Source organism: Mycobacterium venezuelense, from assembly GCF_054919535.1.
In genome coordinates this window covers 81,332-99,174 of sequence record NZ_JBONDW010000011.1, presented here as the reverse complement: position 1 = coordinate 99,174, position 17,843 = coordinate 81,332, and the positions used below count along the sequence as shown (strand labels likewise).

Annotated in this window: 15 protein-coding genes; 5 read left to right on the top strand and 10 right to left on the bottom strand. The window is 66.7% G+C overall.

The features are described from left to right. Window position 1: 1 nt before the first annotated feature. The 3 genes from ACRCUN_RS19340 to ACRCUN_RS19330 form a co-directional block, all read right to left on the bottom strand. The gene (locus ACRCUN_RS19340; RefSeq protein ID WP_462143239.1) at window positions 2-1,468 is read right to left on the bottom strand and encodes a glutamate synthase subunit beta; all 1,467 of its coding nucleotides are present in this window, start codon (window positions 1,466-1,468) and stop codon (window positions 2-4) included. Beyond that, on the bottom strand, window positions 1,461-6,038 hold the full coding sequence (gltB, locus tag ACRCUN_RS19335; protein ID WP_462143334.1) for a glutamate synthase large subunit: 4,578 nt from the start codon (window positions 6,036-6,038) through the stop codon (window positions 1,461-1,463). The genes ACRCUN_RS19340 and gltB overlap by 8 nt, the downstream gene beginning before the upstream one ends. Window positions 6,039-6,470: 432 nt before the next feature. Next, the gene (locus ACRCUN_RS19330; protein WP_462143238.1) at window positions 6,471-8,561 is read right to left on the bottom strand and encodes a heavy metal translocating P-type ATPase; all 2,091 of its coding nucleotides are present in this window, start codon (window positions 8,559-8,561) and stop codon (window positions 6,471-6,473) included. Window positions 8,562-8,623: 62 nt separating this feature from the next. Between ACRCUN_RS19330 and ACRCUN_RS19325 the strand changes: the two genes are divergently transcribed. From ACRCUN_RS19325 to aqpZ, 3 genes are all read left to right on the top strand, one after another. Beyond that, entirely contained in the window at window positions 8,624-9,427 is an 804-nt protein-coding gene (locus ACRCUN_RS19325; protein ID WP_462143237.1) for a PaaI family thioesterase, read from the top strand. Window positions 9,428-9,459: 32 nt separating this feature from the next. After that, window positions 9,460-10,830, top strand: coding sequence for a chloride channel protein (locus ACRCUN_RS19320; protein WP_462143236.1), 1,371 nt, complete (start codon window positions 9,460-9,462; stop codon window positions 10,828-10,830). Between the two features lie 133 nt (window positions 10,831-10,963). Beyond that, entirely contained in the window at window positions 10,964-11,743 is a 780-nt protein-coding gene (aqpZ, locus tag ACRCUN_RS19315) for an aquaporin Z (RefSeq protein ID WP_462143235.1), read from the top strand. On the opposite strand, the gene ACRCUN_RS19310 is transcribed toward aqpZ, so the two are convergent. The 4 genes from ACRCUN_RS19310 to ACRCUN_RS19295 form a co-directional block, all read right to left on the bottom strand. Next, window positions 11,731-12,558, bottom strand: a complete 828-nt coding sequence (locus tag ACRCUN_RS19310; RefSeq protein WP_462143234.1) for an MBL fold metallo-hydrolase — start codon at window positions 12,556-12,558, stop codon at window positions 11,731-11,733. The two genes, aqpZ and ACRCUN_RS19310, sit on opposite strands and share 13 nt — an antisense overlap. A 58-nt stretch (window positions 12,559-12,616) precedes the next feature. Beyond that, window positions 12,617-13,180, bottom strand: coding sequence for a Dps family protein (locus ACRCUN_RS19305; RefSeq protein WP_462143233.1), 564 nt, complete (start codon window positions 13,178-13,180; stop codon window positions 12,617-12,619). Window positions 13,181-13,258: 78 nt separating this feature from the next. After that, window positions 13,259-14,158 carry a DNA-3-methyladenine glycosylase family protein gene (locus tag ACRCUN_RS19300; RefSeq protein WP_462143232.1) on the bottom strand — a complete coding sequence of 300 codons (900 nt, stop codon included), beginning with the start codon at window positions 14,156-14,158 and terminating at the stop codon, window positions 13,259-13,261. A 41-nt stretch (window positions 14,159-14,199) separates the two neighbouring features. Next, entirely contained in the window at window positions 14,200-14,559 is a 360-nt protein-coding gene (locus tag ACRCUN_RS19295; protein ID WP_462143231.1) for a DUF427 domain-containing protein, read from the bottom strand. Between the two features lie 59 nt (window positions 14,560-14,618). Here ACRCUN_RS19295 and ACRCUN_RS19290 point away from each other — a divergent pair, with 59 nt between their 5' ends. After that, window positions 14,619-15,077, top strand: a complete 459-nt coding sequence (locus ACRCUN_RS19290) for an SRPBCC family protein (protein ID WP_462143230.1) — start codon at window positions 14,619-14,621, stop codon at window positions 15,075-15,077. Between the two features lie 124 nt (window positions 15,078-15,201). Continuing rightward, a complete protein-coding gene (locus ACRCUN_RS19285; protein WP_462143229.1) occupies window positions 15,202-15,369 on the top strand; it encodes a hypothetical protein in 168 nt (55 codons plus the stop codon). 57 nt (window positions 15,370-15,426) lie between these two features. On the opposite strand, the gene ACRCUN_RS19280 is transcribed toward ACRCUN_RS19285, so the two are convergent. From ACRCUN_RS19280 to ACRCUN_RS19270, 3 genes are all read right to left on the bottom strand, one after another. Next, window positions 15,427-16,245, bottom strand: a complete 819-nt coding sequence (locus tag ACRCUN_RS19280; RefSeq protein ID WP_462143228.1) for a class I SAM-dependent methyltransferase — start codon at window positions 16,243-16,245, stop codon at window positions 15,427-15,429. 62 nt (window positions 16,246-16,307) lie between these two features. Beyond that, window positions 16,308-17,333, bottom strand: coding sequence for an NAD-dependent epimerase/dehydratase family protein (locus ACRCUN_RS19275; protein WP_462143227.1), 1,026 nt, complete (start codon window positions 17,331-17,333; stop codon window positions 16,308-16,310). After that, window positions 17,330-17,833, bottom strand: coding sequence for a nuclear transport factor 2 family protein (locus ACRCUN_RS19270; protein ID WP_462143226.1), 504 nt, complete (start codon window positions 17,831-17,833; stop codon window positions 17,330-17,332). The genes ACRCUN_RS19275 and ACRCUN_RS19270 overlap by 4 nt, the downstream gene beginning before the upstream one ends. Window positions 17,834-17,843: the final 10 nt, after the last annotated feature.

Below are 17,843 nucleotides of genomic sequence, written 5' to 3'. Positions count from 1 at the left end.
GTCAGCGCTGCGGCGCAGCGGTGGGCTTGATCGGTGCGGGCAGTGCCGTGCGGCCCATCAGGTAGCGGTCGACGCCTGCTGCGGCGGCCCGGCCTTCGGCGATAGCCCACACGATCAGAGACTGCCCACGCCCCATGTCGCCGGCCACGAACACACCGGGAACCGAGCTCTGGTAGTTCGCATCGCGTGAGACGTTGCCGCGGTCGGTCATCTCGACACCGAGATCGGTCAGCAGGCCTGCCTTCTCGGGTCCGACGAAGCCCATCGCGAGCAACACGAGATCGGCCTTGAGCTCGAAGTCGGTGCCTTCCACCTTCTCGAACTTGCCTGCGTTCATCTTGACCTCGTGCGCGCGCAGCCCCGTGACATGACCGTTCTCGCCGACGAATTCCTCAGTGTTGACGGAGAACACCCGCTCGCCGCCCTCTTCGTGAGCCGAGGACACCCGGAACATCAGCGGGTAGGTCGGCCAGGGGGTCGAGTCGGCGCGAGTCTCCGGCGGGCGCGGCATGATCTCGAACTGGTGGATGCTCGCCGCGCCTTGACGGTGCGAGGTGCCCAGGCAGTCCGCGCCGGTGTCGCCGCCGCCGATGATGACGACGTGCTTGCCCTTGGCGGTGATCGGCGGTTCGCCGTCCGGACCGAGGACGTCGTCGCCGAGCTGCACGCGGTTGGCCCACGGCAGGAACTCCATGGCTTGGTGGATGCCGTCGAGCTCGCGGCCCGGGATCGGCAGATCACGCCATGCGGTGGCGCCACCTGCGAGCACGACCGCGTCGTAGTTCAGCCGCAGCTGCGCCACGGTGATGTCGACGCCGACGTTGACGCCCGGCCGGAACTGGGTGCCCTCGGCCGCCATCTGTTCCAGGCGCCGGTCGATGTGGCGCTTTTCCATCTTGAATTCGGGGATGCCGTAGCGCAGCAGGCCGCCGATGCGGTCGGCGCGCTCGAACACCGTCACGGTGTGGCCGGCCCGCGTCAGCTGCTGGGCGGCAGCCAAACCGGCAGGCCCGGACCCGACGACGGCGACCTTCTTGCCGGTCTGCACGTCGGGCAACATCGGAACGACCCAGCCCTGGTCGAAGGCGTTGTCGATGATCTCGACCTCGACCTGCTTGATGGTCACCGGATCCTGGTTGATGCCGAGGACGCACGACGCCTCACAGGGTGCCGGGCACAGCCGACCGGTGAACTCCGGGAAGTTGTTGGTGGCGTGCAGACGCTCGATCGCGTCGCGCCACCGGTCCCGGTACACCAGGTCGTTCCACTCGGGGATCAGGTTCCCCAGTGGACAACCGTTGTGGCAGAACGGGATACCGCAATCCATGCAGCGTGCCGCCTGGTCCTGCAGAACCGGGTGGGCGAAGTCCTCGTAGACCTCTTTCCAGTCCTTCAGGCGCAGCGGAACCGGCCTGCGGGACGGAAGTTCCCGAGAAGTGTGCTTGAGAAAACCGCGCGGATCAGCCACTGGCGGCCGCCATGATCGCCTCGTCCACATTTTCGCCGGCGCGCTTGGCCTCGGCGATGGCCGTCAGCACGCGCTTGTAGTCGCGCGGCATGACCTTGACGAAATGCTTCAATTCGTTATCCCAATCAGACAGGATCCGTTGTCCAACAGTCGAATCCGTCGCATCGACGTGCGCGGCGAGTATGCCCCGCAGCCATTCGACATCGACGTCTTCAAGCTCTTCCAGCTCCACCATCTCGGTGTTCAGGTTCTCCGACAGCGTGCCGGCGACGTTGTACACATATGCGATGCCGCCGGACATGCCTGCCGCGAAGTTGCGGCCGGTGGGTCCGAGGATCACGACCTTGCCGCCGGTCATGTACTCGCAGCCATGATCGCCGACGCCTTCGACGACCGCGTGGGCGCCGGAGTTACGGACGGCGAACCGCTCGCCCACCTGACCGCGCAGGAACGCCTCACCGCTCGTGGCGCCGAACAGGATCACGTTGCCGGCGATGATGTTGTCCTCCGCGGCAAAGCCAACCGGCGCCTCGTCGGCGGGGCGCACGACGATCCGCCCACCCGACAGGCCCTTGCCGACGTAGTCGTTGGCGTCGCCGTAGACCCGCAGCGTGATGCCCTTGGGGACAAACGCGCCGAAGCTGTTTCCGGCCGACCCGTCGAACGTGATGTCGATGGTTCCGTCCGGAAGCCCCTGCCCGCCATATGCCTTGGTGACCTCGTGGCCGAGCATCGTGCCGACGGTGCGGTTGACGTTGGTGATCTTGGTCGAGAAACGCACCGGCGTACCCGAATCCAGTGCCTCACGGCTCTGCGTGATCAGCTGCTGGTCCAGGGCCTTGTCGAGGCCGTGGTCCTGGCGCGAGCTGCAGTACAGATCCTGGTTCATGAACGCCGATTCCGGCTCGTGCAGCACCGGCGACAGGTCGAGCTTGTGTGCCTTCCAATGCTCGGCGGCACGGGTGGTGTCGAGCGAACCGACCTGGCCCACCATCTCGTTGACGGTGCGGAAGCCGAGCTGTGCCATGAGCTCGCGGACTTCCTCTGCGATGAACATGAAGAAGTTCTCGACGAATTCCGGCTTGCCGTTGAACCGTTCGCGCAGCACCGGGTTCTGGGTGGCCACACCCACCGGGCAGGTGTCGAGGTGGCACACGCGCATCATGATGCAGCCCGAGACCACGAGCGGCGCGGTGGCGAAACCGAACTCCTCACCGCCAAGCAGCGCGGCGATGACCACGTCGCGACCGGTCTTGAGCTGGCCGTCGACCTGGACCACGATGCGGTCGCGAAGACCGTTGAGCAGCAGGGTCTGCTGGGTTTCGGCCAGGCCGAGCTCCCACGGTGCACCCGCGTGCTTCATCGAGGTCAGCGGGGTGGCGCCGGTACCGCCGTCGTGGCCGGAGATGAGCACCACGTCGGCGTGGGCCTTCGAGACGCCCGCGGCGACCGTGCCGACGCCGTTCTCGCTGACCAGCTTGACGTGCACGCGGGCCTGCGGGTTGGCGTTCTTCAGGTCGTGGATCAGCTGCGCCAGATCCTCGATCGAATAGATGTCGTGGTGCGGCGGCGGCGAGATCAGGCCGACACCCGGGGTCGAGTGCCGCACCTCGGCCACCCACGGGTACACCTTGTGCCCCGGAAGCTGGCCGCCCTCACCGGGTTTCGCACCCTGCGCCATCTTGATCTGGATGTCGGTGCAGTTAGTCAGATAGTGCGATGTCACACCGAACCGGCCCGATGCCACCTGTTTGATGGCGCTGCGGCGCCAGTCGCCGTTCTCGTCGCGGTCGAAGCGGCTGACGTGCTCGCCGCCCTCACCCGAGTTCGAGCGTCCGCCAAGGCGGTTCATCGCGATCGCGAGCGTCTCGTGCGCCTCGGCGGAGATCGAGCCGTAGCTCATGGCACCGGTCGAGAATCGCTTGACGATTTCTGACGCCGGCTCGACCTCATCGATGGAAATGGACGGGCGCCCGGTGTCTTCGGAGTCGCGGAACTTCAACAGCCCACGCAGCGACGCGATCCGCTCGCTCTGGTCGTCGACGAGCTTGGTGTACTCCTTGAAGATCGAGTACTGACCGGTGCGCGTCGAGTGCTGCAGTTTGAACACCGTGTCCGGGTTGAACAGGTGGTACTCGCCCTCGCGGCGCCACTGGTATTCGCCACCGACCTCGAGTTCACGGTGGGCGCGCTCGTCGGGGCGGTCCAGATACGCCAGCGAATGGCGGGTCGCGACGTCGTCGGCGATGTCGTCGAGGTCAATGCCACCGACGGGGCACGCGAGCCCGGTGAAGTACTCGTCGAGCACCTGCTGGCTGATGCCGATGGCCTGGAACAACTGAGCGCCGGTGTAGGAGGCCAGCGTGGAGATGCCCATCTTGGACATCACCTTCAGCACGCCCTTGCCTGCCGCCTTGACGTAGTTGGCCTTGGCCTTGTCACTCGTGATGCCGGTGATGACGCCACGGTCGACCATGTCCTCGATCGACTCGAACGCCATGTACGGGTTGATCGCCGCGGCGCCGAAGCCGACCAGCATGGCCATGTGGTGCACCTCGCGGGCGTCACCGGCCTCGACGACCAGGCCGACCTTGGTGCGGGTGCGCTCGCGCACGAGGTGATGGTGCACGGCCGCAACCGAGAGCAGCGACGGGATCGGCGCCATCGTCTCGTTGGATTCCCGGTCGGACAGCACGATGATGCGCGCACCGTCCCGGATCGCCTCGGATACCTTGGCGCGCACGTTGTCGAGCGCTTCCTTGAGCCCCTTGCCGCCCCGGTTCACCGGGTACAGGCAGCGGATCACCGCGGCACGCATGCCGTGCTTGTGACCGCGGATCTCGTGGTCGGGGTCGACGCACATGAGCTTCGACAGGTCGGCGTTGCGCAGGATCGGCTGCGGAAGCACGATCTGGCGGCACGATTCGGCGCCCGGGTTGAGCAGATCGCCTTCCGGCCCGATCACGCCCTGGAGGCTGGTCACCACCTCTTCGCGGATGGCGTCCAGCGGCGGGTTGGTCACCTGGGCGAACAGCTGCTGGAAGTAGTCGAACAGCATGCGCGGGCGCGCCGAGAGGACGGCGACGGGCGTATCGGTGCCCATCGACCCAAGCGCCTCGGCGCCCGTGCGGGCCATCGGCGCCACGAGCAGGTTGAGCTCCTCGTAGGTGTAGCCGAAGATCTGCTGGCGCAGCACGACGCGGTGGTGCGGCATGCGGACGTAGTCGCCCGGCGGCAGCTCATCAAGGTGGAACAGGCCCGATTCGAGCCATTCCTGGTACGGCTGTTCGGCCGCGAGTTCGGCCTTGACCTCTTCGTCGGAGACGATGCGGCCCTGCGCGGTGTCCACCAGGAACATACGGCCGGGCTGCAGGCGCATCTTCTTGACGACGGTGGACGGGTCGAGTGGCAGCACGCCCGCTTCCGAAGCCATCACGACGAGGCCGTCGTCAGTCACCCAGATGCGGGACGGACGCAGGCCGTTGCGGTCGAGCACCGCGCCGATGACGGTGCCGTCGGTGAAGCAGACCGAGGCCGGTCCGTCCCACGGCTCCATGAGCGACGCGTGGTACTGGTAGAACGCCCGCCGCGCGGGGTCCATCGACTCGTGGCGCTCCCACGCCTCGGGGATCATCATCAGCACCGCGTGCGGCAGGCTGCGGCCGCCGAGGTGCAGCAGTTCGAGAACCTCGTCGAAGCGTGCGGTGTCCGACGCCCCTGGTGTGCAGACCGGAACGATCTTGTCGAGACCTTCGGTGCCGAACAGGTCGGTGCGGATCAGCGCCTCACGGGCACGCATCCAGTTCTCGTTGCCGGTGACGGTGTTGATCTCACCGTTGTGGGCGATGCGCCGGAACGGGTGGGCCAGCGGCCACGACGGGAACGTGTTGGTGGAGAACCGCGAGTGCACGATGCCAAGCGCACTGGTCAGCCGGTCATCCTGCAGATCCAGGTAGAACGCCTTGAGCTGCGGGGTCGTCAGCATGCCCTTGTAGACGAAGGTCTGACCGGAAAGGCTTGGGAAGTAAACCGTTTCACGTCCGGGACCGTCCTGGCCCGGGCCCTTGGTGCCGAGTTCGTGTTCGGCGCGCTTGCGCATGACGTATGCCCGACGCTCCAGCTCCATGCCCGACGCGCCGCCAAGGAAGATCTGGCGAAAGGTCGGCATGGCGTCCCGGGCGAGCGCGCCGAGAGAAGAGTCGTCGGTGGGCACCTCGCGCCAGCCGAGAACCTCAAGGCCTTCGGCCTCGGCGATCTTCTCGACGGCCTCGCATGCGGTCGCGGCGTCGCGCGACGACTGCGGCAGGAATGCGATGCCGGTGGCGTAGCTGCCCGCCTCGGGAAGTTCGAACTCGACGACGTCGCGCAGGAAGGCGTCGGGCACCTGGATGAGGATGCCCGCACCGTCGCCGGTGTTGGGCTCGGCGCCCTGGGCACCGCGGTGCTCAAGGTTCACCAGCGCCGTGATGGCCTTGTCGACGATGTCGCGGCTGCGGCGGCCATGCATGTCGGCCACCATTGCGACGCCGCACGCGTCATGTTCGTACGCGGGGTTGTACATGCCCTGCATACGCGAGGAGCTGATCCCACTCTGGCTCTGGGGCGTCATTCCCACCTGGCCCTTCAACATGCATTTCTGGAGCTTCGCCGCTAGTCACCACTTACAGCGACTAGCTGGCGTTAGCCGGCTCGGCGGTGGAAGCCGTTCGTGCAGCACTGAACGACGGCTATGCCCCACACGCCATAAGTGGAGAAAACGATAAGACAGATACCGGGCGACATGCCAACTTAGCTAAGCCTAACTATACTCGCTGGTCATCGCGGTTCCGCGGCGGCGCGGGAGCGGCCAAGTTCGCGGATGATGTTGTGGCACTTGAACTTTCACATTCCCACCCGCCGCCCGCCCGGTGACCCGCCAACCTCCCCACACCGCCTCATGTAGCAATTTCATTTGCCACAGCTGAGTTATGGCGCTGTTATCATGCTGTTATGTGTAACTATCCTATTTGCTGAAAAGCTTAGTCAGATTCTTAGAATTTGCCGCCGCCTCCGTTCGAGTCGCCCGAACCGCGGATTCGGGCCGCAAATCGAGCCGACGCAACAACTGGGCGTTCAGCGCAACCGCCACGGTCGACGCCGACATGAGCACCGCACCCACCGACATCGGCAACACGAATCCGACCGGAGCCAGCACACCCGCCGCCAGCGGAACCGAGATGAGGTTGTAACCCGCTGCCCACCAAAGGTTTTGGCGCATCTTTCGATAGGACTGTGTCGAGAGCTCGATGACCGACAGTACCGAGCGGGGATCGGAGCTCGCCAGGATCACCCCGGCCGACCCGATCGCGACATCGGTACCGGCGCCGATCGCGATACCGACGTCCGCCTGCGCCAGCGCCGGTGCGTCGTTGACACCGTCACCGACCATCGCCACGGTGAGTCCTTCACGCTGCAGCTCGGCGACCTTGGCGGCCTTGTCCTCGGGACGCACGCCGGCATAGAAGCGGTCGACACCCAGTTCTGCGGCGACGGCCGCCGCGACCGGTTCGGCGTCGCCGGTGATCATGACGACGCTGACCCCACGGCCGTGGAGCGCATCGACCGCCTGCCTGGACTCTGGGCGGATCTCGTCGGCCAGGGCCAGCGCACCGGCCACCGCACCGTCCACCAGGACGTGCAGCACGATGGCCCCGCGCCACTTGCCGGTTTCCGGCATCGGACCGACACCGGCCTGCTCGAGCAGCCGCGGTCCGCCGACCTGGACCCGCCGGCCCGACACGACCGCGCTGACTCCGACCGCGGGCGACGACGTGAATTCCGTGGCCGACGGCACCGGAAGACCGCGACGCTGCGCCGCCGCGACGATCGCCTTGGCCAGCGGGTGCTCCGACGCGGCTTCCGCCGCGGCCGCAAGCGTCAGCACCTCGTCGTCGCTTGCACCGGTCGCCAGCACACCTGTCACCGCGGGCTCGCCCTTGGTGAGGGTCCCGGTCTTGTCGAACAGCACGGCCTTCACCGAGCGCATGGTCTCCAGCGCCAGCCGGTCCTTTACCAGGACACCGCCCCGCGCGGCTCGCTCGGTCGCGATGGACACCACGAGCGGAATCGCCAATCCGAGCGCGTGGGGGCAGGCGATCACCAGCACGGTGATCGTGCGGACGACGGCCTCGTCGGGCTGCCCCAGATACGTCCAGACGATCGCGGTCAGAATCGCTGCGCCCAAGGCGAACCAGAACAGCCAGCCCGCCGCCCGATCCGCAAGCCGCTGAGCGCGAGACGAGGAGTTCATCGCATCGGTGACCAGCCGTTGAATGCCCGCGAGCGCGGTGTCCTCGCCGACGGCGGTCACTGTGATCCGCATGCCGGAATCCGTCGCCACCGTGCCGGCGACGACGTTGTCGCCGACGCCGCGGCGCACGGGCCGCGACTCGCCGGTCACCATCGATTCGTCGACGTCGGCCGAGCCGTCCACGATCCGCCCGTCGACCGGGACACTGCCGCCCGGTCGCACGATCACGACGTCACCGACCCGCAAGTCCGCAGGCGCGACCGTGACGATCTGTTCGGTTCCGCCGCTGTCGTCGACCCGCTCGGCCTCGTCGGGCAACAACGCCGCCAACGAGTCGAGCGCCGACGTGGTCTGTGCGAGCGAACGCATTTCGATCCAGTGCCCGAGCAGCATGATCACGATCAGCAGCGCGAGCTCCCACCAGAAGTCGAGCTGGTGATGCAAGAGGCCGAGGCTGGCACCCCACGAGGCGAGGAACGCGACGGTGATCGCCAACCCGATCAACAGCATCATTCCCGGTGCGCGCGAGCGTATTTCGCTGACGGCACCGACCAGGAACGGCCGGCCGCCCCAGACGAACATGACGGTTCCGACCACCGGCGACACCCAGCGCAGGCCCGTGACATCGGGAATCGAATAGCCGAGCAGCATCGCGAACATCGGCGAGCAGAACACGGTCGGGATCGCCAGCACCGCCATGATCCAGAAGAGCCGCCGGAACTGCCCGGCGTGATCGCCGTGACCGCCGCCGTGCCCCTCGGCGTGGCCGGAATGTCCGTGTTGCGCGTGATCGGTCATGGTCATGCCGCAATGCTATACCCCCTGGGGGTATATGGCCACCACGCGGAACGGCACTGTGGACGGCCATGAGCTACCCGCTGACCACCCCGCTGGGCCGCATGGGCGTCGAAACCCAGGTCGAGGGCCCTGAGCGGTGTGTGGCCTCGATTCCCGCCGGCGGGCTCATCAACCCATTCACGGGCGCACCGACTCTGTCGCCGGTGGCGATGCTCATCGACCATGTCGGTGGTCTGGTCAACCACCACCGCCGCGGCCCCGATGAGTGGACGGTGTCGAGCGAGCTGGCGGTGGAGTTCGTCCCGGACGCCGTCGAGCTCGTCGACGCGGCACCGCACCTTCCGGTGGTGGCCACCGGGCGGCCCTTCGGTCCGACGGGGTCCGCGCCGCTGGCGTCGTGCGAACTGACCCATGGGGGTCAGCTGTTGGCGACTGCCACGGTCCGGTCGTTCCACATCGCCGCGCCGGGCCACCTCGTCGAGTGGCCCACCGACGCGGCCGACGTCGCGCTGCCCGCGACACTGACCGAGCGGATGGCCGTGGAGGTGGCCGAAAGCGGCGGAGCGACGAAGGTGCTGCGCCAGCTGTCGGACCCGGTGATCAACAACAGCCTGGGCATCGTGCACGGCGGCATGTCGGCCGCGGCCCTGGAACTCGTGGCGTCGGCCGCGGTGAACGAGGGCCGTGACGCGAGCCCCATGCGGACCGGGTCGTTGCGCATCAACTTTCTGCGCCAGTTCCGCGGCGGCAACGAATCCCGCTACGAGGGCACCGCGGTACGCGTAGGCCGCAGTACCGCCGTGGCCGACGCATCCGCTGTCGGCGACGACGGCAAGGTCGCCCTCCTGGCCCGCCTCACCGCGTACCGCTGAACGTCGGCCGCTTCCCCAGTACCATCCGCACCATGCGCCAGACGCACGAATCCGACGGTGGTCTCGGCGGATTCATTCGACGCTCCGGCTATCTGCGTAAGTGGTTGATCCTCGGCATATCGATCGGCATCATCGCCGGGCTCGGCGCGGTGGTGTTCTACCTGGCACTCGACTATGCCGGCCGGTTCCTGCTCGGCTACCTCGGCGGCTACGACATCCCGAAACCGAGCGGTGACGGCGGCGATCCTGGCTCGGCAGGGTTCGACCGGCCGTGGGCCATACCGCTCATCGCGTGCGGTGGCGCATTGGTCTCGGCCCTGCTAGTGGCCCGATTCGCGCCGGAGGCCGAAGGCCATGGCACCGACAACGCGATCGAGGCCGTACATACCGACCCGCGCAGCATCCGGGTCAGGGCCATCGTGGTGAAAACCATTGCGAGCGCACTGACGATCGGATCTGGCGGGTCGGGCGGACGGGAGGGTCCGGCCGCTCAGATATCGGCCGGTTTCGGCTCGTTGCTGACGCGCTGGCTCAACCTGTCCGACGAGGACGGCCGACTGGCGGTGTCGCTGGGAATCGGCGCCGGTATCGGCGCGATCTTCGGCGCACCCCTTGGCGGGGCGGTGCTCGCGGCGTCGATCGTCTTCCGCGAGGACTTCGACTACAAGGCATTGGTGCCCGGGTTCATCACGTCGGCGACCGCATACGCGGTCCTAGGTTCGATCCTCGGGTTCGACCCGCTGTTCGGCTTCCTGGCCGCCGATTACCGATTCGACCATCCCCTGGATCTCGGCTGGTTCGTCGTTCTCGGAGTGCTCGCCGCGGGCGTCGGCTGGCTCTACGCGCGAGTGTTCTACGGCACCGTCGCACTCACCGCGAAACTGCCCGGTGGCAAGGTCGTCAAACCCACGCTGGGCGGGCTCGCGGTCGGTCTGCTGGCCCTGGCCATCCCGCAGGTACTGGCCAGCGGCTACGGCTGGGCCGAAAAGGCCGCAGCCACCGATACTTTGATGGCCATCCCGTTGTGGATCGTGCTTCTGTTGCCGTTCGCGAAGATCCTCGCCACGTCCCTGTCCATCGGCACCGGCGGATCGGGCGGCATCTTCGGCCCCGGCGTGGTGATCGGCGCATTCCTCGGTGCCGCGCTGTGGCGCCTCGGCGATCTGGTCGGGGTGCCCGGCTTGCCGGACAGCCCAGCGGTTTTCGTCGTGGTCGGCATGATGGCGTGCTTCGGCAGCGTCGCACACGCCCCGTTGGCCGTGATGATCATGGTGTGCGAGATGACCGGCTCCTTCTCCGTAATCCCGTGTGCCATGGTCGCGGTCGGTATCGCATACCTGCTCATCTCCCGGACCGATGTGTCGATCTACCGGTCGCAACGACTCGACCGCGATCACGTGTAACAGAAACGTGGAGCATCGATTTCGGTGGGGTAGCGTAAATTTCGGTCAGCGCACAGTTTGGCAACATTGACTCTGCCATCGAGGAATGGCGTGCGACCGTACCGAGGACCACACCCGAAGTGGAGGAGTCCTCATGAATACGCCCACTATGACACATAGATTGGCGGCCGAGTTCATCGGCACGTTCTGGCTGGTTCTGGGCGGCTGCGGTAGCGCGGTCTTCGCCGCCAAGTTCGTCGCCGACGACGGGATATCGCTGGGGATCGGCTTTCTCGGTGTCTCGCTGGCATTCGGCTTGACGGTGCTCACCGGCGTGTACGCGTTCGGCGTCATCTCGGGCGGCCATTTCAACCCGGCCGTCACGCTCGGGGCGGCGCTGGCCCGTCGCGTCGAATGGAAAGCGGTTGTGCCGTACTGGATCACCCAGGTCGTCGGCGGCCTGGTGGCCGGCCTGGTGATCTATGTGATCGCCAAGGGGCAGGACGGTTGGACCGCGACCGGCAACATGGCGGCCAACGGCTACGGTGACAATTCACCGGGCGGCTACACGCTCGTGGCGGTGCTGATCGCCGAGATTGTCCTGACGGGCATCTTCCTGCTCGTGATCCTCGGCTCGACCGATGACCGCGCGCCGAAGGGCTTCGCCGGACTGTCGATCGGCCTCACCCTGACACTGATCCACCTCATCTCGATCCCCATCTCGAACACGTCGGTCAACCCGGCCCGGTCGACCGCGGTCGCGTTCTTCAACGGTGACGGTGCACCCACACAGCTGTGGGTCTTCTGGGTGGCACCGCTGATCGGCGCAGCGATCGCCGGTGTGGCCTACCCGTATCTGTTCGGCGTCGCCGAGGAACTCGCCGACCGGCCGGTCCGCGACGACGCACTCGAGCCGCCGGATCAGGTCAGGTGATCGAATTCGCCGCTGACCCAACGGATATGCGTATCAGCTGACCGGCGCACTACATCCTTGGCGGCGCTGTCGATCTCGTCGCCGCCAAGGGTGTAGAGCCGGTCGTAGTCATACGCCTCGAGCCGATCCACGATGCGTCTCACCACCGCCGCGGACAACGGGACGTGCTTGGGGAAGTTGCGCTGAAACGAAACCCAGTTCTTGGCCAGCCCGCCGCTGATGGAGTCACCGGTCAGCAGCGTGCCATCGGCGGTCAGCGCCACCGAGCTGCCGCGCATGTGCCCGCCGACGTGCACGAGCCGCACACCGGCAACCGGCTGCGATTCTCCGTTCCACAACTCGATCACCGTGTCGGGATACGGAAGCCACTCCGCATCAAGCTTGTTCACGTAGACCGGCACCCCGCCGAATTCGCGGCTCCAGCTGAGCTGGGCGCCGAACATGTGCGGGTGGCTGGCCGCGATCGCTGCGACGCCGCCGAGTTGTCGCACCACTCCGATGATCTCGTCGTCGAGGTAACTCGGCGCATCCCACAGCAGGTTCCCCGCCGCCGTCTCAACCACGTACGAGCGGTGCCCGATCGCGAACCGGGGCGCCCGCCGGAGACCGTGCACGCCGCGCCCGTGGTCGACATGCTCAGTGTGATGCTGTTGCGCGGCAAGGGCTTCCAGGGTCGTCCACGTTCCGTGCGGCGGCAGATCACCGCGCTCCTCGATCGAGACGACATCGGAGGTGAACACGCAGCTGTTCTCCGGCGGCCGGCGGCCGGAATCGGCGTGCTCGACACCGCATCCGGTGCATATCCAAGTTGGCATGCCACCAGGCTGGCACCTCAACAGAGGTTGAGGTCAACAGCCTGGCGGCGGGTCGAGATCACGCGCTCTTGCGGCGTGCCTTACCGGCAGCTCCCTTTTCGGTCGGTTGGCCTTCGTGCGCGAGCTGACCGCCTGCGCTCTCCAGATGCGCCCGCACGAACCACTGGAACTTCTCCAGCTCGGCGGCATGGTCGATCAGAACGTCCTGCGAGACGAGATCAAGGTCTTCGAGTCGCTCGATGGCCTTGCGGGTGTCTTCTATGACGCCGTTGTAGACGAGATCGAGCGCGGCCAGGTGTGCCTGGACATTGTCGCGGCCGACGGAGTAGTCGTCCCACGTGCGGTCGGCGACGATGGCGCCCGGCGTGCCCTTGGGAGACGCGCCCAAGGCCGCGATCCGCTCGGCGACCTCATCGGCGTAGCCGCGCACCAACTCCACCTGCGGGTCGATCATCTCGTGTACGCCGATGAAGTTCGGGCCCACGACGTTCCAGTGAATGTGCTTGAGCGTCAGGTGCAGGTCGTTGTAGGTGCTCAACTGCTTCTGCAAGAGCTCGGCTACCTCTGCGCCCTGCTTGTCCGTGAGGCCGGGGATGGTGAAGGTGTTCTTCGATGAGGGCATGTCGTCGGCTCCTTTCGCCTGCGGTGTAGTTCGGCCCTCGGGTACCCAACGACACCACCGGCTAATCACCGGCGAACGTTAGAGCGCGCGCAGGTTCGGGATGGCCTGACGGGCGGCACGCCGCTGATAGCCCACCAGGCCACTGGCTTCCAGCAATCGCACGGCACGATGCCGATGGGGTCGCAACGGCTCCAGCAATTCGACCATCTCGTCGTCGTCGATCGGGTTGCCGAGCAGGCTCATCCCCACGATCTTCGACAAGTGGTAGTCACCGACGGACAGCGCATCGGCGTCACCGAACGCCCGCTGTACCGTCTCGGCGGCCGTCCACTCTCCCACGCCGGGGAGCGAGCGCAGACCCACGACGGCGCGCTCGGCGGACAGCCGCTCCAACGAGTCCGCGCGTTGTGCGCATCCGACGATGGTGCGTGCCCGGCCCGGATCGACGTTGGCGCGGTGGTATTCCCAGGACGGTATGCGCCGCCACACGTCAGCCGCCGGTGGCACCCGCATGCCGGTGGGCGCGGGGCCGGGCGCCGGCGGTCCGTACTTCGTCACGAGCCTGCGCCACGCCCGCCACGCGTCCATGCCGTACACCCGCTGCTCGAGGATCGCCGGGATCAACGCCTCCAACAGCCGCCCGGTTCGTCCGAGCCGCAGGTGCGGGACGCGCCGGTATGCCTCGGCGATCGTCGGCTCGACGGGGTCGAAACCGGAATCGTCGTCCTCGGTTCCCAGTAGCGGACCAAGCCCGTCGAGAAACTCCCCGGCGCCCTCGCCCCACGCCTCGCAGTCCACGGTGTCCGGGCTCGACTTGCTGATCCGTGCGGTGACCGGGCCGCTCGTCATCATGCTCGTACGCCAGATGGCGCCGTCGGCCGCGATCCCGAAGCACGGGTCACCACCGCCGCGGCGCAACGGAGCCAGCGTCAGGCCCGGGCTGGCCGGACCGGTGAACACGACGCTCGCACTGGGCATCGCACCAGGCTATGCCCGATAGAAACCCGGGCGGTAAAGCCTCAGGACAGCGTGATGTCGGCCTTGTCGGCGTAGAACGCCACCCGGCCCGCGATCTCGGCGACCGCCGGATAGGGCTGTTCGTACGTCCAGATGACGTCTTCGGCCGCGCCGACGTTGTAGTAGTTGGCCTCACCCTTGAACGGGCAGTACGTCGTGGTGTCGCTGCGGGTGAGCGCCGACGACACCACATCCGACAGTGGGATGTACTGCACGGCCGGGTAGGTGGATTCCTGAAGCGTCAGCGCGTCGTCGGTCTCCGCGACGACAACGCCGTCGACCCGCACGGTGACGTGCCGGCCCGTAGGGGTGACAGTGATGGGATGTGCGGCAGAGGGCTGCAGCACGGGGCGTTCGGTCATATATCTCTCAACGTGACCGCGCTCACCATTCTTCCGGCTCGGACAATACGATTCATCGCATGACTGCTCCCGTGAAAGCCTCCGTCTCGATCGCCGCCGACCCCGCCGCGGTGTACGCGATGATCACCGATCTGCCGACGCTGGCATCGCTCGCCGAGGAAGCGACTGCGATGGAGTGGCAGAAAGGCGGGTCGGCCACACCAGGCGCGGTGTTCAAGGGTCACAACCGCAACGGCTCGAAGACGTGGAGCACCACGTGCACGGTCACCGACGCCGAACCCGGCAAAACGTTCGCGTTCGACGTCAAGTCGCTCGTGTTCCCCGTCGCGCACTGGCGCTACGACATCGCGCCGACCGACTCCGGGTGCACGGTGACCGAGTCGACGTGGGACCGCCGCGCCGGCTGGTTCAAGGCGATCGCGGGCCGCGCGACCGGGATCACCGACCGCGATACGGCCAATGCCAAGCACATCGAACTGACCCTGCAGCGGCTCAAAGCGAAGGCTGAAACTGCGTAGAACACGGCGAGAACATAGTTGTTTCTGCCAACTCACGATCAATCTCTGCCACCGGAATTAACCCTCTGACCAGTCTGTTTAGACAGACATACGCGATACAGCGAATGTCAGAGGAGACAGAGAAATGAAGAAGTTCGGAATCGCAAGCGCCATCGCCACCGGTTTTGCCGCCGCATTCATCGGCTTGGCCGGGCAGGCCTCCGCCGACGTCGGCCACCACGACTGGGTGCACGACATCCAGCAGCGTGCCACCGTCAGCCAGACCGCCCCGGTTTTCGGCAACGGCCGCTGACACGCCATCACCGTTGAGAAGGGGCGCCCACACGGGCGCCCCTTTTCATGTGCGCACTCAGAACGCGTAGCGGTGATACTGCGCCATGTAGCGCAGCGCGGGGACGGGCCGCATGATGGCGGCCATCAGCCGGAAGTACCACGCCACTTCGTTGAACACCGCGTCGTCGAACGGGGATGACCACGCCAGCAGCCTGGTGCCGGGCACGGCGCGCAGAATGTCGTCGGGCTTGTTGATCGCCCAGTACAACGTCGAACCTGAGCGCCGCACCACCGCGTTCATCCACTGGGATTTGATGCCCAACGAATTGAACGCGTCGAACTGCAGTTCCCCGGACGGAAACCGGTCGACGACGCGTCGCAGCAATGCGACGCCGTCCTGTTCGGTCAGGTACATGGTGAGGCCCTCGCCGATCATCAGCACTGGGCGGTCAGCCGGAATGCCTTGCAGCCAAGCCGGATCGGTCACCGACGCCGACACCACGTGATAGTGCTCGTGCGTCGGGTAGAGCTGTTCGCGCAGGCGCGCGACGTCGGGGTAGTCGACGTCGTACCACTCGACGCCCGGCCCCGGCTCGAGCCGGAAGAACCGGCCGTCAAGGCCGCAGCCCAGGTGCAGCACCACGGCCTGCGGGTGCACGTCGAGAAACTGGCGCGCCCATCGGTCGAAGTGTGCGCTGCGCGTGGTCACCGAGGGCGAGTTCGCCGCGGTGATCGACGTCTTGCTCCAGTCGTAGTCGATGCGCTCGGCGATCTCGGCCGCCAGCCGGTCACCCAGGATGGGCTTTGGCAGCCCGGCATCGAGCGCTTTCGCGTAGAACGTCGCGAGCATGGTCTGCGGCGCCCCGCTGAGGTCGACTTTCAGCTTGTCGGTCATACGCCAACGCTAGCCCGCAATAGATTTGCGGCACAGTGGCTTAACGCCGACCGGCGTGGCGTTCAGCCGGCCTTGCGGGCTTGTTTGGCGGCGCGAAGCCCCACCCAGAACTTCGCCGCCTCGGCGATCGATTGCTCGACCGGCCGTGGCTGCCAACCGAGTTCGCGCATGGCCTTGGAATGGTCGAGTGGGGCTTCGGCCCGCATCAACCGCAATGACTCCAATGACAGCCGCTCGTCGGTGCCACGCAATTTGCCCTTGATGCTGCCCGCCGCCGCCAGCAGGTACGAGACCGGAAGCGGGATGGATTTGGCCGGCGGCGCCACCCCCGCGGCCTCAGCGGCCAACCGCGCCACTTCTGCGTTGCTGATCATCTTCTCCGAGACCAGATAACGCTCGCCCGCGGCTCCCTTGTCGGCGGCCAGGATCAGTGCCCGCGCGGCATCGTCGACGCCGACCGCCTCCAGTTCGATGCCGCTCATCACGAACGGCAACTTGCCGAACGCGGCACCGGCGATGATCGCACCGTGCGGGGTGCGTCCCCAGTCGCCGCTGCCGTAGGTGGTGGATACACACATCGCGACGGCGGGCAGGCCACGCTCCCGCGCATACCGCAACACGAGCTCCTCGGCCTGGACCCGGGACCGCACGTACGGCGTCACCCGGCGCACGTCGACGATGTCGTCCTCGGCGGCGCGCCGGCCGCGCTTGCGGCCGACGGTGACGTAGCTGCTCGTGTAGACGAACTTCCGCAGCCCGGCCGCGATGTCGGGTTCGGTCGCGACATCGAGCACGTGGCGGGTGCCGTCGACGTTCGTGCGGAACAGCGGGGCCGGGTCACGCAACCAACCCCTTGCGTCGACGACGCAGTAGTAGACGACCTCGCAGCCGGACATGGCCGCACGCAGCACGCCGGCGTCGAAGATGTCGCCGGCGAGCCGCTTGACCGGCAGGTCGTCGATACCCACGGTGTTCGCGCCGGTCCGCACCATCGCGCGGATCTCGCGTCCGTCGTCACGCGCGACGAGTTGGCGCAGGACGTGCGAACCGAGGAACCCGTTGGCTCCGATGACCAGCTGGGCACTCACTTGTTCTTGCCCCCGAACTGCTCCATCCAGGCGGCGGCCTCGTCGGGCAGATCGCCCAGTTCGGCGGCCTTGCGACACCACTTCATACCCGCGGACACGAACCGCATGGGGTTGTAGATGTCCTCCTGCCGGGACCAGAGCCCGTCGCCGGCGTAGGTGATGATCGAGATGTTGGTGGCGCTGATGATGGTTCCGTCACCCGGATCGACCATGGGGTTGTCCAGTTCGCAGATGATGCGTCCGGTCGGCTCGTCGATCACCGACCACAGCGACGGGAACGCCGTCATGTAGCTGCCGGGGAAGCTCGTCATGGTCTTCCAGATCCAGGCGCGCACCTGTTCGCGGCCCTTCATCGTGCCCGCGGCGTGCTCGATGTAGTCGACGTCGGGCGTGTAGTGCTCGACCCACACGTCCCAGTCCTTGGTCTGTGCGGCCCGGTCGACGGTCTGCTCGAACGTCTCGAATGCGGCGGCCAGTTCGTCGCGGCTGAACTTGCTCACGAGAGAACTA